The sequence below is a fragment of the Pseudomonas sp. R3-18-08 genome (genome assembly GCF_003852065.1).
In the GTDB taxonomy this organism is placed as follows: domain Bacteria; phylum Pseudomonadota; class Gammaproteobacteria; order Pseudomonadales; family Pseudomonadaceae; genus Aquipseudomonas.
Window position 1 is genome coordinate 3,109,285 of record NZ_CP027729.1, and the last position, 21,868, is coordinate 3,131,152.

Genomic DNA, 21,868 nt, shown 5'->3' on the forward strand with positions numbered 1-21,868 from the left:
TCCTTTTAATCATTGGTTCAACGCGGTGAGGTGCTCGGCCCTGCCCTGGCACACACTGACCCAGATCAGCGCGCCCACCAGAACAGCGCAGACGATCAGAAATGCGCACCAGGCAATGGCGCCATGGCTGCTCGCCCAACCGGTCAACGGTGTGGCGAAGGCCGAGATGCCAAGCTGAAAAGCGCCCAGCAGTGCAGCCGTTGAACCCAGCGCAGTGGTTTGCGAGGACATCACCAGGGTCATCAATGTGGTTTCTGCAATCCCCAATCCAAGCAGTGCTATTGCGGCACCGGCGGCCAGCCAGTACAAACTAGAACCAGATACCGCTGCCCCGTAGGCCACGACAGAACCTGCAAAGATGCAAAAAGCCCCCGCCGTTGCCATGCGGGCCAAACCGTACTTGCCCACCAGTTTGGTAGCCACGACGGCCCCGATAAGAATCGCTATGCCGGTTGCGCCAAACAGCGTACCAAACTGGGCAGTAGGCAGTCCGTATTCATTCTGATAAACAAATGTAGCGCCGCCTACATAGGCAAAGAGAAAAAAGAACACGGCTGACAGCGCTAAGGTGGGTCGTAGAAAACGACTGTCTTTTGCGATGCGCACATATGTGCGGATCGCCCGTCTCATATTCAATGGCTCGCGCTTTTGCACGGGTAATGTTTCAGGCAAAACAGCCATCGAGTTCACCGCCACCAGCGCACCGAGAACAGCCAGTACCAGCATGACGGCCCGCCATCCGAAATGCGCATCAATGTAACCACCCAACCCCGGGGCGATGATGGGAGCAACACCTTGAATGGTCAGCAGCAGGCCAAAAAGCTTTGCAGCCTGAACGCCCTGAGTGACGTCACGCACCATGCTTATGATGACTACCAACGTCAAAGCACTGCCTATCCCCTGGGCAAATCGTGCCACGAGTAGCCATTCAAGGGTCGGTGCCGCGCCTGCAGCCAGCGCACTCAAGCTGAACAGCAGCAAGCCTGCCATCAGTGGACGTCGACGGCCCAAGGCGTCGACAACCGGCCCGAACAGCAATTGCCCAAGCCCCATTGCCAACAAAAAGACCGTGAGCGTCAGCTGAATACTGGCAACACTGGTCGAATATTCGACTGCCATTTCGGGCAGGCTTGGCAAATACATATCGACGGCTGCGGGTCCCAGTGCGGCGATGGCGCCCAAGGCAATGGCAAACTTCAGCGAAGGATTGCCGGAATGAATCTTTTCCATAACACACTCGCGATTAGCTTCCTACCGGAAGGTAGGAAGGCGGCGCGAGGTTAACGAGAACCTGGAGGCAAGGTCAAGTCGTTATTTTTCAGTGGTCAGGCAGCACCGGCCAGCGCGCCGCGCAGGGCATGCGATCTGGACGACCGCCTGGCATCGATCATGAACAGCATCTCGGCACAGTTCAATCTGTACAACAAACGCTTCGAATCTGAATTCAGTGCCTACCCTGCCCGGTTCGACCTGAAGAAGCTAACCATCATTTTCGACCGCCCTGAGCGCTCTGTGCCCATGGCTCGGACAGGCGGCGGCGAAAACTACCTGGCCTATCATCTCTCCGCGCTGCTCGCTTTGCATTGGTACTGCGCCAAGAGCAATCGACCCATGCCGCGCTTCTTGTTGATCGATCAGCCGACCCAAGTGTATTTCCCCTCAGAGGAATCCTACAAAGCGGTCGACGGTACGGTATTGAACACCGAGCAATCCGATGCCGATATGGACTCGGTACGCAAGCTGTTCAACCTGCTATACCAGTTCACGGTCGAAGACGTACCAGGCTTCCAGATCATCATCACGGAGCACGCAAATCTACGGGATGACTGGTTCCAGAAGTCTCTGGTGGAGGCACCTTGGAGCAAACCTCCGGCGTTGGTGCCAGAAGGCTGGCCACTCAAGGATGAAGTGACGTTCTAACGAGCTGTTGAATGCGCCGCTCTTCTTGGCGATGGGTACCAAAATGCATCCACTTGAGTTGCATCTAACCTAGGCAAAATTGGAAGCTTGAGTAAGTCCTGCCCCCTCGTGCCAGGACAGCCTTCTACCAGGAGTTGCCATGACCCGTCTCCGATTTATCCCCATTCAACTGATACGCTATCCACACACAAACGAAGCACTGTTCTCCATCGCCCTATGGCCCGTATTGTTCGCGATCGGCTGCTGGCGAACACCACAAATCGTCCAGTTCCTGAACGCTCAGGGGGGTGAGATCAGCACGCTGCAGGTCTTTCTGGCGGGATTTGGCGCCTACCTGTTTCTGCTCGGTAAGCACCGCGTGTTCATCCACCGCTATTTCGAGCATCACGCAGTCGATATTGCCTGGTACCGTCAACTGCACGAGGTCGATCAGAACATGGTTGCAGCAGGCCTGGCTGGCACCGATACGCATAGGGCCGTGACGAACGAGATGGCGCAACTCCGCAAGCAATTGGGCTTCTTGGTCGATGCGGATAACTTCTATCGCAAGCTGAAAGTGTTGATCCGGGTAATGAGCTGGCTGCGCGGTAAGCTCAAGTAACTCAGTCATTTCCCCCTGTAAAGTACAGTCCGGGCTCGCAGCACAGAGCCCGGTATCTTCGGGACACGATAAGGATGTTGGAGTACACGTCATGACCATCAAGCTAAACACCAAAGCCATCAGAGAGCTCACCCGCCTCGCGCTTCCAGCCGACGATGGTTACATCTATCGGCTTGGGGTCACGCTGTACGGCTTTGCTTCTCTCAGCAGCTTCATGGCTGAGCTCGCTCACCATATGGATCCGCTCGTGAACCGCACTGAGCTGCAGGCAAGAACGGGCGGCGAGATCCTCAGCGAATTCCGCAAGTGCGTAAAGAAAGCTAAGGCAACAAAACCGGCGGTCGGGCCTATTGGCCGCGCCGCCGCTGACATGTTCCAAGCACTAAATACACGGCGTTCGGACATCATGCACGCCTACCCGATCACCAACCAAGCCAGACAGCAAATTCTGCACCGTCGGCTGGACAAGAAAAATCGCTACTTCGAGGTTACCAACGAGATACTGGAGGAGTTCATCAGCAAGCTACATGACGTGAGCAGCTTGCTGTATGACATTCGCGCCATCATGAAGCCAGAGCTTGGCGACCGAGCAGCAGTTGCTAAGCAGTGAGTAACCTGGATGCGTGCCCAGAAGCCTTGGACGCGGATAGCTTCAAGCTTGGCTTCCTGGCTAAAGTGGGATGTTACGCAGCAAACCCAGCCGCTAAAGGCCTCCCAGCGCCTGAGCTGCTTGTTATCGCTTCAATTGCCACTTCAACCAAATGGCATGAAAGCAAGCTGGCTACCCCCCAGGAAGGAAATCTGATGTGACGTCTCATCACGTGCACCTGTGCTGACTCGAAATCTAGCTATGATCAAAGCGAAGCGGCATCGGGCAGATCAGCGCAGGGACTTACTGTATGGCAAGGATTCGTCGGCTCCAGATCCAAAACTTCCGCTCTATTCAGAACTTGGACTGGACACCCTCACCCGGCTTCAATTGCTTGATCGGCCCTGGCGATAGCGGAAAGTCCAGTATTCTTGATGCCATCGATCTTTGCCTCGGCGCCCGGCGCAACGTGCCTTTCGGCGACACCGACTTCTACCAGCTGGATGTTGCCCAGCCGATCCTGATCACGGTGACGCTGGGTGGCCTACCTGATGACCTGATCAACCTCGACAGTTATGGCGATTTCCTGCGCGGCTTCGATCATACGAACCGAACGCTAGAAGATGAGCCGCGTTTCGATATCGAAACCGTACTGACCCTGCAACTCAAGGTCGAGAGTGATCTGGAGCCTTCCTGGCGGCTCTATTCTGAGCGGGCGAGTCAGCAGGGCATTGAGCGAAACCTGGCCTGGAAGGATCGAGCACGCATCTCCCCCGCTCGCATCGGAAGCTATGCCAACACCAACCTGTCGTGGAGCCGTAACTCCATCCTCAACCGATTGACCGAAGAGCGGCCTGCGCTCGGTGGTGCCTTGGCAGAGGCCGCACGAGACGCTCGGAACGGTTTCGGTGTGCAAGCAGGAGCTCAGCTTCAGCGGCCTCTGGAGATCGTGACGCAGACCGCCAACTATCTCGGCGTACCCGTTGGTGCAGCCGCCCAAGCATTGCTGGATGCCCATGCAGTCTCGATCGGTGATGGCGCCATTGCCCTGCACAACGACCAGGGCATTCCTCTGCGATCGCTCGGCACCGGATCGTCTCGCTTGCTGGTAGCGGGACTTCAACGCCAGGTCGCACAGGCAGCCTCCATCGCACTGGTGGATGAAGTGGAATTTGGCCTGGAACCCCATCGCCTGATTCGCTTCATGGACTCTCTCGGCGCCAAGGACACCCCAGAGCCCCTTCAGGTGTTCCTGACCACCCACTCCCCAGTTGCCCTGCGTGAACTGTCGGGGCATCAACTCTTCGTGGTTCGTCCACTACAGGGGCATCACGAGGTTCGTCAAGCCGGAACATCCGATGATGTACAGAGCACGCTCCGCGCTGATCCCGAGGCCTTTCTGGCCAAACGCATCGTGGTCTGTGAAGGTGCCAGTGAAGTGGGTCTGATGCGCGGCCTGGATCAGTACTGGGGCACCCTCGGCAGGCCTTCCTTCCTAGCGCTGGGCGGAGCCTATGTAAACGTCAACGGCGGCAGCCCTGACAACTGCTACACGCGTGGCTCCGCTCTGCTGAGCCTCGGGTACGAGGTGCTTGTGATCGTCGATGCGGACAAGCCCGTAAATCCCGCCATCCAAAACGCTTTCCATCTGGCGGGAGGACAGTCTGCCACCTGGGGCCAAGACAGAGCCTTGGAAGATGAGCTGTTTGCATGCGTGCCGGACACGGCCATCGATAGGCTGCTCGAAAAAGCCATTGAGGTGCGTGACCGAGAGTTGGTAGCTGTCCATATACGCGATCGTTCGCAAAACAACCTGACTCTGGAGCAAATCGAGGCATTTCGAGCGCAAGGGGTGCCTTACGCACCAGGTACTCGAAGCTATCTAGGACTTGCTTCACGTATTCGCAAGAATGGCTGGTTCAAGTCGGTGACAACCTACGAGTTCATCGCAAAGCACATCATTGGCCCCAACCTGCAGGCGTCTCATCCCGACCTCCAAACGACCATCAACCGGATCAGAGGCTGGATTCATGCCGCCTGAAATCGCGCTGTTCGATTTTCCAAGAGGGTCGATAACCGCGCCGGCAGGCTGCGGCAAAACGCAGCTGATTACGGACACGTTGATTCAGCACACGGGGTCAAAACCCATTCTGATTCTGACCCACACCAACGCCGGAGTCGCAGCGCTGCGCGCTCGCATGGCCCGTGCAAGAGTGGCACCCGCCTCATTTCGCATTGCAACGCTGGATGGCTTCGCCATGAAGCTAATCGGCAAATTTCCCGCCCGAAGCGGGCACAATCCAGCGATCATGCAGTTAGCCAATCGCGCCGCTGACTATCCTGCAATCCGCGCGGCGGCTATCGCGCTGCTGAGTGGGCAACACTTGGATCAGGTGTTACGGTCAACTTACTCGCACCTATTGGTCGACGAGTACCAGGACTGCAACCAAGCACAACACATCATCGTCACCTGGCTCGCTGCCAGTTTGCCCACCTATGTCCTGGGCGACCCCATGCAGGCCATTTTCGACATCGCACAGAATCGCCTGGTCGACTGGAACACCGATGTCCTTCCACACTTCCCCAGGATTGGCGCCCTGGCCACGCCTTGGCGATGGCGCCTCGCCCATGCGGAGAACCTGGGGCTCTGGCTGCTTCAGATGAGAGAACTGCTGGAAGCCGGTCACCCAGTCGATCTGGCTGCAGCGCCCCGCGAAGTTCAATGGATACAGATCCACCCACCCAATGCCGACGCGCAACGACGAAACGCTGCATTGAGCCCGCTGCAAAACGGAGAGTCGGCGCTGATCATAGGGGATGCCAGAAACACGGCTGGCAGGCAGCGCCTGACAAGCCAGACACCAGGTGCAACAACGGTAGAGGCTGTGGATCTGCCCGACCTCATCACCTTCGCTCAGAGCTTCGAGCTGGCAGGGCCAACGGCGCTGATCGAGATAGCCAACTTCGCCGGGAGCGTGATGACCGGTGTGGGCGTTAATGCTTACCTTACTCGGGTGGAATCCATCCGCAATGGTCGCAACCGCACACCACCAACAGTCGCTGAGTCCGTGGCGGTGAACTATATGGCAGCCCCCAGTTTTGCAGGTGTGATCGACCTCCTGCAGCAGCTCTCCCAGCAGCAGGATTGCCGCGTATACCGCCCGGAAATCCTTCGCTGCTGTATCGCCGCGCTACGAATGGCAGCATCTCACACGCACACCTTCCACGAAGCGGCTATCCAGATCCGCGAGCGCAACCGGATGCAAGGGCGCCCATTGTCGCGTCGAGCAGTAGGCAGCACGTTGCTGCTGAAGGGACTGGAGGCTGATGTTGCGGTGATTTTGGAGCCTGAGCAGATGAACGCCAAGAACCTCTACGTTGCCATGACGCGTGGAGCGAGGAGGCTCATCGTCTGTAGTCAAAACCCTGTCCTGACGCCTCCCAGATAGCGCGATTTCACAAGGTTTGACAGGGAGCGATCGCATCCTATCGATTAGCCCGAAGCGAGATCCATACGGCAAGATCGGATGAAAAATACGCATCGCTCAGAATGGGCGGCGCTGATGTTCGAATACGACCCTGCGCACCAAATATTGCTGGAGGTGTGATCGACGGCGGGAGCGTAGTTTGAGCATCTAGTCGAACGTGCCTTGGTTGCGCCAATCACGAAAGCGTTGATAGACCGTTGACCAAGTGCCAAAACGCTCAGGCATGTCACGCCAGGCCGCACTGGAAGAGAGATCTCGGAGGATGCCATTGAGCATGAGCCGATCTTCGGCTATGGGGCGTCCGCAATGGCGGGGCGCGATAAAAAAGTCGGGGATCAACGCTCAGGATTCGACTGCAATTTCGTAGCGTTTGGCCATCAGGGAAGCTTCCCCAGCCGAGGTGAGAACTCTATCGAATTCAGTCATTTAGGCTTGCCGAAATAGTTTCGCCTAATTTCGTACAGAGCCTAATCAAGCTGCCTAGGACGTCCCCCCTTACGACAGCCTTTTTTGACTTTGTGCGCATGCAGTCCGGGCTAGCACGCGGCTCGGCGCAAAGGATGACCCCGTACGACACAGTTCGTCAGATTCAAATCCCAAACCATGTGCTCGTAGGCAAAATGGCATAATATGCCAATTATCGAAAGAAATTGTTTGCCGAAAGTTGGAGCTTATTATGGCGACGCGAAACGTTGTGCTCACCCCTCATCAAGAACAGGTTATCCATGACCTTCTTCAGTCTGGCCGCTATCAGAATGCCAGCGAAGTGATGCGGGAAGGTTTGCGGCTATTGGAACAGCGCGTCGCCGAAGACACTGCCAAAATTGAGGCCCTGCGTCAGGCTACCTCGATCGGCATCATGGACCTTGAGCGCGGGCGCTTCACTGAGCTCAACGAAGGGAATCTGGCGCACTACCTCGAGGGCTTGAGCCTGGAGGCAACGATCCCGACGAAAGAGAAACACTGAGCATGTCGCAGTATCGGATTTCCAATGCGGCGCGCGCCGACATTGTCGACATCCTCAGGCTCTCCCAGACGCAGTTCGGTGATCAAGCACGGCAACGATATCAAGCGCTGATCCTCGCGGCGCTGCAAGCGATTGCCGGCACGCCTTATCGCATTGGCAGCCACGAGCGCGATGAGCTTGCACCAGGCCTTCGCAGCTATCACCTCGTCTATTCACGCCAGCAAGCTAAACACCCTCATGGGACGGTCAAAAGCCCACGCCACGTCGTATTTTATCGTGTGGCAAATGACGAGGTGATCGAGGTCGTCCGACTCCTTCATGACGCCATGGACGTGCAGTTGCACTTGCCTAATGACTGATTAACGACCTGCCCAACGGCTTAACTCGCCATCAACAGTGAAGTTAAGGCGCCGTCTCCACATTGCAATCTGAGCCCGGCCTACTCGGCCGTCAATTGAAGTGGTGGGTTCTGGGTCTGACCGAACTATCCGCTTGGATATCGACTCATTACCCATTTCCTCTTCCGCACGGCCAAGTATTTCCAGAGACAGGTTGCTCATCCAGTATACCGAGGCGCACCGAGTACCAGCCACTGTCATACTGGAGTCCGTCGGAGATCGCCCTTCGTGCTCACTCGCGTATTCGGTGCGAATGGGGGCAAAAGTGGGGGCACAATTGGTTTTTTTCAGGCTAGAACCACCGTTCTAGAGCCCAGTCAAAATGTTTTTCGGGGATGGCTCGTACGGGTCTTATGTATACCGACAGATTTATTGATAGCACCCACCCAGCATGCGCTGAACCTTACGCACAACACGTCGTTAAAATAGGATATTTTTAGGGATAGCATTCTCAACATTATTGAACATAAATCATATATTTCAATAAGTTATCATTTTGTTCGATTCCGGGTTCGGCACCATAGATATCAAGGGCTTGCCGGGGAAACCTGGGCAGGCCCTTATCTTTTCTGCTGCGCAATTACCCTTCTCCAGCGTTCTGCCGATCGATTGACTCCCACAGAAAATCAACCGAACTACGCACGCATCCCAAGGTTCTATCAGGAGATGCCTGGACATTTCCAGGCCAACCGCATGGAGCTGAACATGTCTGACGATCTGAAAAACCGTGGCCCGCAAGACCGTGCTCGAGTGAACACCTCCGAAGCTTGGGAGTTGAAACATTGGACGAAAGAGTTTGGTGTGACTGAGCAACAGCTCAAGGATGCAGTGAAAGCTGTTGGTCCAATGGTTGAGGACGTGCGTAAAAAGCTCGGCAAGTGAGAGTGGTGACGCCCACCTGCAGCATCAACTGAAGCCGCACCTGTTGCGGCTTCAGTCGTTGGCCTTTGCACGATGTGCCTTCCTTGTGGCCTGTTGGTTAACCCGTGTTTGCAGCACTGAATGCGTGGATCTCCTCGACGATCTGGCGTGATGCCATCCTGATTGCCGTGGTGGTATTGCCGGCGATATGCGGCGTCAGTTGCGCGTTGGGAATACCGATCAAGGGCGAGTCGAACCGGTCTTTTTCCAAGACAAAGGTATCGATGGCGACCGCCTTGATATGCCTGGGAAACTGACTCATGAAGGCCGCCAACTGATGTTCGTCGACGATTCCGCCGCGAGCGGTATTGATGAGGATTGAACCTTGGCGCATCTGCCGGAACTCGGCAGTGCCGAACAAGCCTCGGGTCAACGTGGTGAGCGGTACGTGGATCGAGACGATGTCCGCCTCGGCCAGTAACTGCGCGAGGCCTGCCCGTCGATCAAGCTCAAGACTGCGCGCCACCGCTTCGGTAAATCGCTCGGACCCGGTGGCGATCACCTTGATGCCCAGCGCTGCAGCCTTGCGTGCCACTTGCCGGGCAATGTTGCCGGTGCCCACCAGCCCAAGCGTAAGTTCGGCGTATTCGGGGGTGGGTGCCAAGGTGCCTTTTGCCCAGTGAGCGTTGTGCGTTTCGGCGTTGTAGTAATCCAGCTCGCGAGACAGAAACAGCGTCTGGGCCACGACGTATTCGGCAACGGCGGCCGCGTTGGAGCCCGGCGTGTTGAGTACCGCCACGCCGCACTGCTCGCACTCAAGCCGATCAATGTGATCGACTCCCGTGCCGGCCTGGGCAATGGCGCGCAGCGGTGTGGCCAGCGCAGGCGAGGTGGCGGCGCGGATCAGACTGGCGCCGAAGGGGATGTTCAGGCGCGTCTTGAACACGTTGTAACCCCCGGCCCGACTCACGGCGGCAATAAAGGCAGGCTCGTCATGGCAGTTGATCTCGGCATATTGAATGCGCGTGCTGTAGTGCTGCCGGATACGGTCTTTGTCCGCGAAATAGTGCAGGTTGAGGGTGACAGCCAGGCCCAGCTCAAGAAAGCGATCGACTTCCTCAAACAGTAACGGCGGGCCGGGGGCATCCAATATCAGGGTGGTAAATGCCATACAGTTGATCCTCTCGGAGGGTCGTGCCCTGTTCGGTCAAATCGAATGTCAACCTGAGCATCTCCAAACCACTCATTCAATTACTCAGGCACGTTTGAATCGGCCGGAATCGGCGTGGGGATTTGCCATGAAGGTTTTTTTACCGTCCTGACTTTCGTAAGTGCAGACGATCGCGCTCAAGGGAACGTAGCGTCTTCGTCAACATTCGCTGAGTCACGCCGACCATCTGCCTTTTTATCTCAGCGTGGCGCAACTTACCGTACACACCCAAGGCATGCAGGATGCCCAATGACCAGCGGCTGCCCGCGTAAGCGAGGACTTCCCGCCTGACGCCATCATCCTCTTCTCTAAGCGTCCGGCAGATAGCCTCGGCCTGCCTCAGCGCCTCCTGATCGGTCATTTCTTTCCCTGATATCACACGTGTGCCTTCTTATAAGCGCTGCCAAATCGTGCAAGCATTTGCTCATCGTACAGGCATCAATCTCAGGAGACACCATGACCGAAGTGAACCCGCTACCTCCCCAATCTATTCTCGTTCTAGGCGCCGGTGAACTTGGCCTTCCAGTGTTGAGCAACCTCGCGCGGGTGGCATCGCGCGCGCCTGGTTCCACCGTCAGCGTCCTGCTGAGGAGTCGACCATCAACACTCAGGCGCCGGAGAAAGAGCGGGAAACCGATGAGCTTCGTCGCCTGGGCGTCCAAATGGTCGCTGCGGACCTGGTGAAGGATTCAATCGAGCAGCTTGCTGAAGTGTTCGTACGCTTCGACGCGCTGATAGGCTGCGCAGGCATGGTCGCGGGCCGAGAAACGCCGATGAAACTGGCTAGCGCAGCACTCAAGTCCGGCGTGAAGCGCTACTTCCCCTGGCAATCACCAATGGTCCACCCGTTCCTGTACAAACTGGGTGCTACCTGTGGCCTACCGAAGATGAATGCTGTTTAGTCCAGCAAATTCCTCACCGACGTAGGGGAGCCAATAGAGACAAAGCCCCTTTCACTATCATCGAACTCACCAACCCGTTTAAAAAAAAGCCCCCCAGCTTGAATAAAATAACCGAAGAGACTTAAGTCTTCTGATAATTCTCCAGACCATCCAACGTTAAGAATCCGATGAACGTCAAAGTCCTCAGGCAACGCAATAATATATGAACAGCGCTCATCCAAAAGCGCATCGACTGCGGGTTCCACAGACAATTTTGACAAGCACACAGCTCCAAAAAATTTCAGCCTGCTGTCAGAATCTATAACCACTTCTTGCACACGGCAGCCGTCTGTAATTTCGATTCCCCGGGCTTTTAACGCCCCCCATAGCTTTCGGTGCCGAACAATTCTTATATCTGGCTGCCAAGCGGAATTACCTAAAAATAACCACAGATTATATTTGGGTATTCGCCGCTCGAAAATTTCATAGATAAAATTCAGTACACAGACCAACGAATTGCGTGATGATCCTGAAACTAGAAAACTCGCTGCCGAAATTATTCCATGTGGATGCTCCCGAGCATAACCGAGATTAATTACTTCGTTGCGGACTGAAATATCAGAAGCGCTCAAAACGTTTAGTTTAATATCGCAAAGGATGGTGCTGATTCGCATGCTTGGCTGCTGCCCGGCAGTCGTCATGTGCATTTGTATTCATCTTGGTGGGTGATCCTTTCGAAAACATCAACTTTTTACAGCTGCCGCGCTTCATGCCCACCAACCAATTCAGACCAAAAGTCTGTGAATAGGCGCTTCTATATCCGGCCAATAACTTCCAATAAGCAACGTATCTTTTGACTATCAAAACACCAAAACTGGCGACATACCGAACCTTGTAATCAAGACATAAGACTCGAAGCCATTTGATTCTGGAACTACCTCCAAAGTCCCGAGCCACCCAAAATCAAGCACCAATATCCCCTGTACTGCAAAGGTAGCGCTCACAACTTCATGATTTAAAAAATCAAAAATCAGTAAGCTAGTAGCTGCCTCCTCACCGTGCCCCCATCGTGCAACACCTTTACCAACGCGTTTGAAAGGACACTGAATTAATAGGGTCACTCCGTTTTCAAAAATAAAAATCTGCGAACCTACTCCAATAGTAACACCGGTCAGCACTGCTGACCTTAATTCGGACAAATCCGATTCATTAATCATAGTTTCCTCTTCAACGCTTAGGCGGCAGGGTATTGGGTGGCAGTGGTACATGTGTGTCTACTCGTGTACCGGCTCCACTCGTGGCCGGGATCAAAGGTTCCTTTTTCACGGATATTCAATAACGAAAGTGCTAACTCCCCTTCCGTGAGCGTCATCCTTGAAGGCAGAACTTCAGCTTTTAATTTCTCAATCATTCCAATAGTCTTAATACTCCATTAGTGCACAGATAGGCCCCACGTGATCTTCATGCCCTAGCGCCATCTACCCTTCCAAAACCAAGCACCTTCTTAATCCTTTTGCACTATAAAACTTTTAAGTCAGCCTGATATATGCTCTATCTCCATAAATCGCAGCACCTCTACGGGGTCTCGCTCAATAATGCCAATATAATGCTTATACTCATTCACTAGTAGCGGGTAGCCCATCACACAGCTGATTTTAAACACATCAAAAAGAGACTTGTAGTCAGGGTGCGACTGAGTAATACAAAACTCCCAGCCTGCTGGAACACTAGCATCAACCAAACGAAATAGACTGCTAGGAACCCAAAAAGGTGGTTGCTCAGGAGCCCGCACCAAAAAATCCACTCGGTCAAAAATGAATAGAAGAGCATATACCACGTAACTCTCCCCAACACACAAAGGAGAATAGTCAGTTTCATCCACCTCACCTAAATAGCGCTCCCTGGGTGGAATAGCGCTACCGAGATTAGTTCGGCAAAAGGCAAGCATATGTTTACTCACTTAAATTTGAAGTCATCAATTGCTCCAGCAATGGAGTTTCTTACATAGTGAATTTCGATTCCATTGATGTTTTGCGCCGATTTCACCCAGCCATCAGTTGCCGGCCATCGAGCATCAGTCATCGGAACGGGCAGCGAACGACCTGCAACAGGATTTGAAATAGCCTGCTCATTGCAAGTTTTCATTCAAATTAGCAGACGTGGATCTCCCCGTCGAACCCAAGCCCAACGGTTTGTTCATTACAGGGGGTATTCCAGCGCCTTTTGCATCATTGGCATGTAGGATGTTATCAGCGTCAGTGTTAGCCTCCTCATAGAACCAGGAAAAGGGACAGATTTATTTTTTTAGCTTTTTGAAACCCCAGAACTTAATCAAATAAATCTGTCACTTTTTCCTTGTGCCCCTGCTATTAGTGCCGCTACAGGTTGACCAATAGCTTTACTCGCTTTGATTGCACCTTTTTCACTGTCAAGCCACTTGCCAAAAAGTAACTACCGGTCCGTAATCCTGATCAGAGTTAGAAATATCTACAGTAAATTTTCTTCCAGGAAACTTATCACTCAAAACTAACCTCCACGATAACGCCACCGCCACCGCCAACTGCTCAAAAACTCTATCATCAACATCCTCAGAGCACCCTTCGAAAACATCATATAAATGAGTGTGATTAATCATTTTCTCAGTTGCTTGCAAGTCGCCACCAAATTGCTTGAGCCAACATTCAAAAACATTACCATCATATTTATTTTCTAAAAACACTCCATCTCCAACCACAACAAAATCAGGGAAAAATAGCTTGCACGACAACAGCACGTCCTCAGGATGACACTTACTACTTATATAAGAAAACTCGTCAATCGTGTCTTTTTTCACCCACTCCGACTTCCAGGACTCATAACGAGCCAAGCCGACCAAAGGATTAATTGTGGTTTTCATTATGGAATCTCTTCCGGTTTAGCGGGCCTGGGTGCTAGTTTTGTCGAGGGCGACTGAACTCTTATCGTCCCATCAGGTAATTCATTTCTCCCGTACTCGACCGCATCGGGCGTTGATACATTTGCATGTGCCGCTCCAGTAACGTCGACTCTCTTAACAATCATTTAATCATGACTCTTGTCACTGACTGAATTCGCAATTAAACAAGACACATACACCATTCTCCTTTCCCACTAAGCTTATTGGCTTTTTATTCATCCCACCATCAGTCGAAAGTTCAACCATGAGACTTTGATCCTCAAAAGACTGTAACTCCTCAATTAGCTCGGCAATGGTTTTTCCACGGGTAATCCATTCGGGTGTTTTTTTGTCGTTCATGTCAATCGCTTATACGTTTCATACTCGCGTCAAAAGTCCCAGCCTCGTCTCCTTCGAGCCAAGCGCCTCAACCGCCGGCCTGCTTGAACTTGCATGATTGGCCTCGGCCTGGGAACGGTATTCAGTTTCGGTTAACTGTGGTTTGATCAGACGCGTGCGCTCAGCCTCGGTCAGCGCATCGGCGCCGCCCAGCTCGATGGTTCTGATCGGGAAGCAGCGGGTGTCGACGGGGGTGGCCGGTGCTGCTGTCGCAGCGGACTTGCCCGGCAGGTCTTTGAGTTCGTCGATGCGCCGTTGCTGCTCTTCGAGCAAACGGTCCTGGCGGTCGCGAATCAGGTCGGTGATGCCCGGCGTGTTCTGCGCCGTGGCGGCTTGCACCCACCCGGTGGTGCTCAAGCAAACGATAACGGACAGGCCGCCCAGACGTATCAAACGCCACATGTCTAGATCCTTCTATGTGGCTCAATGCCACTAACGGGCGCGGATCTTAAAGTGGCATTTTGATGGCGTCAATTAAATGTAGAAATTTGTTTCGCTGGTCAAACAAAAAAGGCGCTCCGTAGAGCGCCTTCTTACCGCCGATTGCGTTACTGCAAACTCACTTGACGCAACTCAGGCTTTGCCTCGCTACCAATCGTGATGCGTTTGGGTTTGGCCTCTTCAGGCACCTCGCGCAGCAGGTCGATGCTCAGCAAGCCGTTGTTCAGGGATGCGCCACGCACTTCGATGTGGTCCGCCAGGCGGAACGACAGCCGGAACGCACGTTGGGCGATGCCCTGGTGCAGGTAAGCGACCTTCTCGTCGGTTTCGCGCTTTCCGCCGGAAACCGTCAGAACGCCTCGTTCGACCTGGATATCCAGATCCTCCTCAGTCAGGCCAGCCACTGCGATGACAATCCGGTAGGCGTCATCACCGTGCTTTTCCACGTTATGAGGTGGATAGGAATTCGGAGCCTCGCTGCGCAGCGCCGACTCGAACAGGTCATTGAAGCGGTCAAAGCCCACCGATTGACGGAACAGTGGGGCCAACGAAAGGGTAGTAGCCATTTTAAAATCTCCTGAGTTTCTCCAAGTGATTTAGTACGCGACCCGTCTTCGGCATCGCGTGATCAAAAATTTATGGACGCGCAGAAAGAATTCAAGAGGGCTGAGAAAAAATTTTTATCTGGCGGATAACGCTATCGCGAGAACTGCGACGTTACCGCTTGTGCTCTAATCTTAAGCCCAGGCGTGCTTTAACCCGTGAGCGCCTGAGACAGCCCTTGAGGTACAAAAAAATGAAAATGACTCTCCCTGCCCTCGCATTGGGCATCCTGATTTCCCAAGGCGCCATGGCCGCCGGGGATGGCACAGCCGCCCTGGGCGGTGGTGTCGGCGGTGTGCTGGGCAATGTGGTGGGCCAGCAGCTCGGTGGTTCGACCGGCGCGGCCATCGGCGCCGGTGTAGGTGGCGCAGCCGGCGGTGCGGTGGGCGCGCAGAAAGGCAATCGCACGGAAGCAGCGCTTGGCGGCGGGGTCGGGGCTGCAGGGGGTTCGGTTATCGGTAACCACCTGGGCGGCAGTACCGGTTCGACCATCGGCGCAGGCCTGGGTGGCGCCGCCGGTGGCGCGGTGGGTAACAACTTGGCGGATGACGAGAGCAGCCATCGCTCCGACGGCCGCAAGCACAAGGGCAACAAGCATAAACACAAGAACAAGCACCGTTGATCTGACGCTGGCCGGGCTGAACGACGCTGAGCGCCGTTCAGTCCGGCCGGTCAGCCTTCTTACATCGGCGTACTGCTCACCACGCGCAACGCCAGCCCTTCATACGCATCCAGCGTAATCGTGAACGTCCCCTCTTCCGTCAGGTCCCCTTCCACACGCTCATTGATGATGTCCACCACCGGACCCGGTGCGATGTTGGGCAGGTGCAGGGATTCGGTGATCGGCGTGGCGCCGAAGTTCAGCGCGGTGATCTGCGTGCCCTTGCCTGCCGGCAATTCGTGAACCATGACCAGCAGGCCTGGGTGCTCCACATCCGGGATCAGAATCTGGCGGCTGGCGGCGATGTCGTAAGCGCGGCGCACGCCGAGGATTTTCTGTAGCTGCGAGGCGAATGAGTCCGGGTCCTGCAACTGGCTGTTCAAGCTGCCATACAGGCTTCTGGAGCGCGGCATCTGCCCGGCCGACAGCTCGGCGTCGGGGTTGAGGTCGACCAGGTCGTAGGCGCCACGATGGATCCAGCGCGTGTCACCATCGGCCATCAGATGCGCGACTTCTTCGGCGGCCAACGGCAGCGCGCCCACCAGGTCCCAACCCGATAGCGCAAACACCCCAGGCTGCATGGCGTTGTACATCACCAGCAGCAAATGAATCTGGCGAATCTGCTGGATATCGGCTGCGGTGATGGCCTCCAGGTCACGAATGCCGAGGGCGGCGGTAATGATGCTGGCGGTGGTACAGGACACACCGTTGGTGACGAATTTGAGGTTATACGGCGCGTGTTCACCGGTCAGGCGTTCGTACATCTGCTCGCGGATATGCTCGCGCAGGATGTTGCCGGGAAAGGTCTGGCCCTGGAACATAAAGCTGTCATGGGCATGCAACGTCCAGAAGTGCACCAGCTCCAGGGTCAGTTCATCGTGGTTTTGCAGCGCGTGGATCAGCGAGCCAGGGTCGATGCCGAGGCTGTGCATCTGGCGCAGCATCAGGCGCAGGAATTCAGTGTCGCCCATCAGCAACGCGTGCTGGTAGGCCGGCCGGGTGATGAAGTCATAGGACAGGTCGGCGCCGCCATGGGACATGGACGCAATATCGTCCACGGTGAGGTTGAGTTCCTGGAAACTGAAACCGCCGGCCTTGCGGATCGCCCCACCCAGCAACTGGTTGCCGGTGATCGACAGCGGGTGGCTTTCCGACCAGGCGCTGCCGTCGAGCTTGCGCTCCACGCCGAGGAAGCCGTTGGCGTCGAGGCGCAGGATCTTCGCGCCCATCACGTCGATAGCGTGCAGCGCGTCGCCGATGATCATCTGCTGGGCGGCGAAGGATGGATCGAGCCAGTTCAGCGACGGCTGCCCTTCCTTGAAGTAATGCAGGTACACCCAGCGGCGCGGCTTGCCGTCGACGCCCACCACCACCGGCGTGGCGCTCCAGTCGGTTTCCTTGACGCCGGGCTCGAAGAAAATCACCCGCTGCAATTGGCCGACGATGTAGTGCTTGTCGCGCAGCGCATCCACCTGCGGTGGGCTTAGGTTCTGCGCGTCGCGGCCTTCGGCGACGTCCGGCAGCAACGGCCAGTCTTCTTCGCGGATTTCGACCATGTGATACAGGCCGGGGTAGTCTTCATAGGCCATTTCCGCCAGGCGAAAATCCGCGCCTTTGCCGGTATGCGAGGGGATCACGTCGTCGATGATCACCGCGTTGTGCGCGGCGGCCATGCGTGTCAGCGCCTGCAACTGCGCCTCGGTGCCCAGCTGCGGGTCGATGTCGAAGCTGATGCGGTCGAAGTTGCCGTCGATGGTCGGCGTATGTTCGGTACCGGACAAGCCGCCGGATTTCTTCAACGGCCCGTTGTGAATGCCCTGGATGCCGATCTTCGACAGCACATGCCACAGGGTTTCGTCGCCCAGCGCTTCCAGCACCGTGCCGTCTTCGCGGGTCACGATCGATGCCGGATACGCCGTGAACCACACCGATGACAGGGCTGACGCATCACGCGGCCGGGTTTGCGCAAAGGGCTGCTGCCACATCCGCCCCTGCCCCGAATAGAGTTTGGCCCGCTGGCGCGCCGCGTGCAGCATGGAGCCTTGCACCAGCCAATTCACATGATCGTTGTCCGCCGCCGTCATAAGCCTGATACCTGTAGTCGTGAAAGGTTACTCGTACGCATAGGAGCGACGCGCGGGGCGATTCGTTGCATTGAGATGCAGATTCCACTGTGGGAGGGGGGGGCAAGCCCTAATGCCAGTCAGTTAAGAAATAGCAGGAGCGAGAACTAACTTGTGGCGAGGGAGCTTGCTCCCGCTGGGGCGCGAAGCGGCCCCAAACAATGGGACTGCTGCGCAGTCCAGCGGGAGCAAGCTCCCTCGCCACAGGTTCGGTGTCGCCTTAACTGACTGGCATTAGGGCTTGCCCCCTCCCACAGTGGATAGCAGCTATATCAAGTCTTGCGTCGCTTGCCGATACTGCCTCGGCGTGAACCCCGTCGACGCCTTGAACTGCCGGGTAAACGCGCTGTGGTCGGTGTACCCGCACTGCAACGCCACGTCGGTGATTGGCAGCGCGGTATGCAGCAATCGGTGGGCATGTTCGAGCCGCACCTTCTGGATCATCTGCCGGGGCGTGAGGTGGAACACGCGCTTGCAGTAGCGCTCCAGCTGCGCCACGGAAATGCCCGCAATGCGCGTCAGCTCACCGAGGGTGACACGGCGGTTGAAGTGCGCGCGGATATGCGCGTCCACTGCCGCCAGGCGCTGGTAGGCGGGGTGGGTTTCGCTGGCCGACTGCAGGTCGACCGAGATGCCGGCCAGGCCGATGATCGTGCCGCTATCGCTATACAACGGCCATTTGTGCGTGAGGCACCAGCCGGGTTCGCGGCTGCCGTACAGGTGCAGCTCAAGCTGATCTTGCAGGACGAAACCCTGTTGCAGCACCCGTCGGTCCTGCTCGGTATAGCCCGGCCCCAGTTGCGCGGGGAACACTTCGGCGCTGGTCTTGCCCAGCAGCGGTTGCAGCTGCCGCAGGCCGCAGCGCTGCACCAGGGTGCGGTTGGCGAGCACGTAGCGGGCGTCGATGTCCTTGATGAAAATCGCCGCGTTGGGGATCACGTCCAGTAACGGCAACAGCTGCGCGGCGCCCGTCAGCAGTTGCTCGATGCTGTGGGGGCGGCTGCCCTGCAAGAGACTCGCAAGCATGTTCTGCACCATGACATTCATCGCCCGTTTCTGACCCCGACGCCGAGCAGAGTGCCCCATGCCCGGGACGCTGTCGAGCGCCGGCGATTGTGCTGAATTCGTCATCCATCCCCACAAAAAACATCAATCGCCGTGGGTTTATCGGGCTCACGATAGGGCCCCTGCATGCCTATCCAATAACTCACAAGAAGGCGCCGCTATGTCAGGCCAAGGCAAGTTCAAGAAACAGCTGTCATTGATGGACCTCACCTTTATCGGGTTGGGTGCCATCTTCGGTTCGGGTTGGTTATTCGCCGCCAGTCATGTGTCTGCAATCGCCGGTCCCGCCGGGATTATCTCCTGGCTTATCGGTGGCTTCGCCGTGCTGCTGCTGGGCATTGTGTACTGCGAACTCGGCGCCGCCCTGCCCCGTGCCGGTGGCGTGGTGCGTTACCCGGTGTATTCCCATGGCCCGCTTCTGGGGTACCTGATGGGGTTTATCACGCTGATCGCGTTTTCCAGCCTGGTGGCGATCGAGGTCGTCGCCTCGCGCCAATACGCTGGGGCGTGGTTTCCCGAGCTGACCAAGGCCGGCTCCAGCGACCCCACCACCCTGGGCTGGCTGGTGCAGTTCGCCTTACTGTGCCTGTTCTTCCTCCTCAACTACCGCAGCGTGAAGACCTTCGCCATCGCCAATAACCTGGTGAGCGTGTTCAAGTTCATCGTGCCGCTGCTGGTGATCGGCGTGTTGTTCACCTTTTTCAAGCCGGCGAATTTCCAGGTGCAGGGCTTTGCGCCGTTCGGGCTGTCGGGCATCGAGATGGCGGTGTCGGCCGGCGGGGTGATCTTCGCCTACCTGGGGCTGACGCCGATCATTTCGGTGGCCAGTGAAGTGAAGAACCCGCAACGTACGATTCCGATTGCATTGATCCTTTCGGTACTGCTGTCGACGGCAATCTACGTGCTGCTGCAAACCGCGTTCCTGGGTGGCGTGCCCACCGAGATGCTCGCTAACGGCTGGGCCGGGATCAGCAAGGAATTGGCGCTGCCCTACCGCGACATCGCCCTGGCACTCGGCGTGGGCTGGCTGGCTTACCTGGTGGTGGCCGATGCGGTGATCTCCCCCAGCGGCTGCGGCAATATCTACATGAACGCCACCCCGCGCGTGGTGTATGGCTGGGCGCAGACCGGCACGTTTTTCAAGATTTTCACCCGCATCGATGAAAAATCCGGCATCCCGCGCCCGGCCCTGTGGCTGACCTTTGGCCTGTCGGTGTTCTGGACCCTGCCCTTCCCGTCCTGGGAAGCGCTGATCAACGTGGTCTCCGCCGCGCTGATCCTGAGTTACGCCGTAGCGCCGGTCACCGTTGCCGCGCTGCGCCGCAATGCACCACAGTTGGCGCGCCCGTTCCGGGTCAAGGGCATGGCGCTACTGGGCCCGCTGTCGTTCATCATCGCCGCGCTGATTGTGTACTGGTCGGGCTGGAGCACGGTGTCGTGGTTGCTCGGCCTGCAGATCGTGATGTTCGTGGTGTACCTGCTGTGCGCACGCTGGGTGCCCACCGCGCACCTGGACCTCAAGCAACAGGTGCGCTCGTCGGCCTGGCTGATCGGTTTCTATGCGGTGACTATCCTGCTCTCCAAGCTCGGCAGTTTCGGCGGCATCGGCCTTATCAGCCACCCGTTCGACACCGTCGTCGTGGCGGTCTGCGCCCTGGGCATTTACTACTGGGGCGCTGCCACCGGCGTACCGGCCCACCTGGTGCGCCTGGAAAGCGAAGACGATGAAAGCGAAGCCGTCAGTGACGATCGCTACAGCCCACCCCTCTCTGCCGCCACTCACTGATGGAGCCTTGCATGAAACGCCTGCACGTCATCGACTCCCACACCGGCGGCGAACCTACGCGCCTGATCATGAGCGGCTTCCCGGCGCTGGCGGGTGCCACCGTCGCCGAGCAACTCGACGACCTGCGCAGCCACCACGACCAATGGCGCCGCGCCTGTCTGCTGGAACCGCGCGGCAACGACGTGTTGGTGGGTGCGCTGTATTGCGCGCCGGTCACCCCAGGCGCCACCTGCGGCGTGATCTTTTTCAACAACGCCGGCTACCTCGGCATGTGCGGCCACGGCACCATCGGCCTGGTTGCCTCGCTGCACTACCTGGGGCTGATCGAGCCCGGCGTGCACACCCTCGACACTCCGGTTGGCCCGGTGGCGGCTACGCTGCACGACGACGGCACGGTGACGCTGCGCAACGTGCCCGCCTATCGCTATCGCCAGCACGTCGCGGTGGACGTGCCCGGTCATGGCGTGGTGACGGGTGACATTGCCTGGGGCGGCAACTGGTTCTTCCTGGTGTCCGACCACGGCCAGGCGTTGCAGATGAGCAACGTCGACGCCCTCACCGACTACACCTGGGCCATGCTCAAGGCCCTTGAGGCCCAAGGTATCCATGGCGCAGACGGCGCGCTGATCGACCACATCGAACTGTTCGCCGATGACGCCCATGCCGACAGCCGCAACTTCGTGATGTGCCCCGGCAAGGCCTATGACCGCTCGCCTTGCGGCACCGGCACCAGCGCCAAGCTCGCCTGCCTGGCCGCCGACGGCACACTCAGCCCCGGCGAACCGTGGGTTCAGGCCAGCATCACTGGCAGCCAATTCCAGGCCCACTATGAATGGGACGGCGAACGCATACGCCCGTTCATCACCGGCCGCGCCCACATGACTGCCGACAGCACCTTGCTGATCGACGAGCAAGACCCTTTTGCCTGGGGCATCTGAGCCCCTCTTCCTACTCAAGTACC

22 protein-coding genes and 5 pseudogenes are annotated in these 21,868 nt (G+C 56.8%); 13 read left to right on the forward strand and 14 right to left on the reverse strand.

Translation table 11 applies throughout. From position 1 onward, the window contains the following. Positions 1-9 precede the first annotated feature (9 nt). Positions 10-1,230 (reverse strand): multidrug effflux MFS transporter, encoded by a 1,221-nt coding sequence (locus C4J92_RS14165; protein WP_124404296.1) that lies wholly within the window; start codon positions 1,228-1,230, stop codon positions 10-12. A 147-nt stretch (positions 1,231-1,377) separates the two neighbouring features. Between C4J92_RS14165 and C4J92_RS14170 the strand changes: the two genes are divergently transcribed. The 5 genes from C4J92_RS14170 to C4J92_RS14190 all read left to right on the forward strand — a co-directional run bounded on the left by C4J92_RS14170 (position 1,378) and on the right by C4J92_RS14190 (position 6,559). Beyond that, on the forward strand, positions 1,378-1,920 hold the full coding sequence (locus C4J92_RS14170) for a DUF3732 domain-containing protein (protein ID WP_372238397.1): 543 nt from the start codon (positions 1,378-1,380) through the stop codon (positions 1,918-1,920). Between the two features lie 139 nt (positions 1,921-2,059). Continuing rightward, on the forward strand, positions 2,060-2,521 hold the full coding sequence (locus C4J92_RS14175; RefSeq protein WP_124404298.1) for a hypothetical protein: 462 nt from the start codon (positions 2,060-2,062) through the stop codon (positions 2,519-2,521). Positions 2,522-2,612: 91 nt separating this feature from the next. Beyond that, positions 2,613-3,131: a hypothetical protein gene (locus C4J92_RS14180; protein ID WP_124404299.1), complete on the forward strand. Its 519-nt coding sequence runs from the start codon at positions 2,613-2,615 to the stop codon at positions 3,129-3,131. Between the two features lie 289 nt (positions 3,132-3,420). Next, positions 3,421-5,151, forward strand: a complete 1,731-nt coding sequence (locus tag C4J92_RS14185; RefSeq protein ID WP_124404300.1) for an ATP-dependent endonuclease — start codon at positions 3,421-3,423, stop codon at positions 5,149-5,151. Continuing rightward, complete coding sequence (locus C4J92_RS14190) at positions 5,141-6,559, forward strand: UvrD-helicase domain-containing protein (RefSeq protein WP_124404301.1); 1,419 nt, start codon at positions 5,141-5,143, stop codon at positions 6,557-6,559. Before C4J92_RS14185 ends, C4J92_RS14190 begins: the two co-directional genes overlap by 11 nt. Before the next feature lie 189 nt (positions 6,560-6,748). Here the strand turns inward: C4J92_RS14190 and C4J92_RS14195 are convergent. Further along, a pseudogene (locus C4J92_RS14195) lies at positions 6,749-6,937 on the reverse strand (transposase); the annotation flags it as partial. A 337-nt stretch (positions 6,938-7,274) separates the two neighbouring features. Between C4J92_RS14195 and C4J92_RS14200 the strand changes: the two are divergent. From C4J92_RS14200 to C4J92_RS14210, 3 genes are all read left to right on the forward strand, one after another. Further along, positions 7,275-7,565, forward strand: coding sequence for a type II toxin-antitoxin system ParD family antitoxin (locus C4J92_RS14200; RefSeq protein WP_124404302.1), 291 nt, complete (start codon positions 7,275-7,277; stop codon positions 7,563-7,565). Positions 7,566-7,567: 2 nt separating this feature from the next. Next, a complete protein-coding gene (locus C4J92_RS14205; protein ID WP_044421421.1) occupies positions 7,568-7,924 on the forward strand; it encodes a type II toxin-antitoxin system RelE/ParE family toxin in 357 nt (118 codons plus the stop codon). Positions 7,925-8,668: 744 nt separating this feature from the next. Then, positions 8,669-8,845, forward strand: a complete 177-nt coding sequence (locus C4J92_RS14210; RefSeq protein ID WP_124404303.1) for a DUF3606 domain-containing protein — start codon at positions 8,669-8,671, stop codon at positions 8,843-8,845. Positions 8,846-8,942: 97 nt separating this feature from the next. Here C4J92_RS14210 and C4J92_RS14215 read toward each other — a convergent pair whose 3' ends face one another. Together C4J92_RS14215 and C4J92_RS14220 are read right to left on the reverse strand one after the other, a co-directional pair. Further along, on the reverse strand, positions 8,943-9,995 hold the full coding sequence (locus C4J92_RS14215; protein WP_124404304.1) for a D-isomer specific 2-hydroxyacid dehydrogenase family protein: 1,053 nt from the start codon (positions 9,993-9,995) through the stop codon (positions 8,943-8,945). 151 nt (positions 9,996-10,146) lie between these two features. Next, positions 10,147-10,395 (reverse strand): annotated as a pseudogene (locus C4J92_RS14220) (winged helix-turn-helix transcriptional regulator); the annotation flags it as partial. Positions 10,396-10,490: 95 nt separating this feature from the next. Between C4J92_RS14220 and C4J92_RS14225 the strand changes: the two are divergent. Continuing rightward, positions 10,491-10,864, forward strand: a pseudogene (locus C4J92_RS14225) (NmrA family NAD(P)-binding protein); the annotation flags it as partial. Between the two features lie 68 nt (positions 10,865-10,932). Here the strand turns inward: C4J92_RS14225 and C4J92_RS14230 are convergent. From C4J92_RS14230 to C4J92_RS14265, 8 genes and pseudogenes are all read right to left on the reverse strand, one after another. Continuing rightward, the gene (locus C4J92_RS14230) at positions 10,933-11,589 is read right to left on the reverse strand and encodes a hypothetical protein (protein WP_124404305.1); all 657 of its coding nucleotides are present in this window, start codon (positions 11,587-11,589) and stop codon (positions 10,933-10,935) included. Between the two features lie 186 nt (positions 11,590-11,775). Then, positions 11,776-12,132: a hypothetical protein gene (locus tag C4J92_RS14235; protein WP_124404306.1), complete on the reverse strand. Its 357-nt coding sequence runs from the start codon at positions 12,130-12,132 to the stop codon at positions 11,776-11,778. Between the two features lie 317 nt (positions 12,133-12,449). Continuing rightward, positions 12,450-12,875 (reverse strand): hypothetical protein, encoded by a 426-nt coding sequence (locus C4J92_RS14240; protein ID WP_124404307.1) that lies wholly within the window; start codon positions 12,873-12,875, stop codon positions 12,450-12,452. A gap of 468 nt (positions 12,876-13,343) precedes the next feature. Next, a complete protein-coding gene (locus C4J92_RS14245; protein ID WP_164487536.1) occupies positions 13,344-13,811 on the reverse strand; it encodes a hypothetical protein in 468 nt (155 codons plus the stop codon). Next, positions 13,811-13,975, reverse strand: a complete 165-nt coding sequence (locus tag C4J92_RS27520) for a polymorphic toxin type 24 domain-containing protein (protein WP_124404308.1) — start codon at positions 13,973-13,975, stop codon at positions 13,811-13,813. The genes C4J92_RS14245 and C4J92_RS27520 overlap by 1 nt, the downstream gene beginning before the upstream one ends. Positions 13,976-13,991: 16 nt before the next feature. Continuing rightward, complete coding sequence (locus C4J92_RS14255; RefSeq protein ID WP_124404309.1) at positions 13,992-14,189, reverse strand: hypothetical protein; 198 nt, start codon at positions 14,187-14,189, stop codon at positions 13,992-13,994. Between the two features lie 132 nt (positions 14,190-14,321). After that, positions 14,322-14,630, reverse strand: a pseudogene (locus C4J92_RS14260) (ShlB/FhaC/HecB family hemolysin secretion/activation protein); the annotation flags it as partial. A 146-nt stretch (positions 14,631-14,776) separates the two neighbouring features. Further along, on the reverse strand, positions 14,777-15,235 hold the full coding sequence (locus C4J92_RS14265) for an Hsp20 family protein (protein WP_124363001.1): 459 nt from the start codon (positions 15,233-15,235) through the stop codon (positions 14,777-14,779). A 230-nt stretch (positions 15,236-15,465) separates the two neighbouring features. On the opposite strand from C4J92_RS14265, the gene C4J92_RS14270 reads away from it, so the two are divergent. Then, positions 15,466-15,894: a hypothetical protein gene (locus C4J92_RS14270; protein WP_124363002.1), complete on the forward strand. Its 429-nt coding sequence runs from the start codon at positions 15,466-15,468 to the stop codon at positions 15,892-15,894. A 59-nt stretch (positions 15,895-15,953) separates the two neighbouring features. Here the strand turns inward: C4J92_RS14270 and treS are convergent, their stop codons facing one another. Further along, complete coding sequence (treS, locus tag C4J92_RS14275) at positions 15,954-18,017, reverse strand: maltose alpha-D-glucosyltransferase (RefSeq protein ID WP_124404310.1); 2,064 nt, start codon at positions 18,015-18,017, stop codon at positions 15,954-15,956. Between the two features lie 151 nt (positions 18,018-18,168). Here treS and C4J92_RS27525 point away from each other — a divergent pair. Then, positions 18,169-18,264, forward strand: a pseudogene (locus C4J92_RS27525) (N-acetyltransferase); the annotation flags it as partial. A gap of 59 nt (positions 18,265-18,323) precedes the next feature. Here the strand turns inward: C4J92_RS27525 and C4J92_RS14280 are convergent. Next, a complete protein-coding gene (locus C4J92_RS14280; protein ID WP_124405808.1) occupies positions 18,324-19,094 on the reverse strand; it encodes an AraC family transcriptional regulator in 771 nt (256 codons plus the stop codon). Positions 19,095-19,281: 187 nt separating this feature from the next. Between C4J92_RS14280 and C4J92_RS14285 the strand changes: the two genes are divergently transcribed. Both C4J92_RS14285 and C4J92_RS14290 read left to right on the forward strand, forming a co-directional pair. Then, entirely contained in the window at positions 19,282-20,907 is a 1,626-nt protein-coding gene (locus C4J92_RS14285; RefSeq protein ID WP_124404311.1) for an APC family permease, read from the forward strand. A gap of 11 nt (positions 20,908-20,918) precedes the next feature. Continuing rightward, the gene (locus tag C4J92_RS14290) at positions 20,919-21,845 is read left to right on the forward strand and encodes a 4-hydroxyproline epimerase (protein ID WP_124404312.1); all 927 of its coding nucleotides are present in this window, start codon (positions 20,919-20,921) and stop codon (positions 21,843-21,845) included. Positions 21,846-21,868 lie beyond the last annotated feature (23 nt).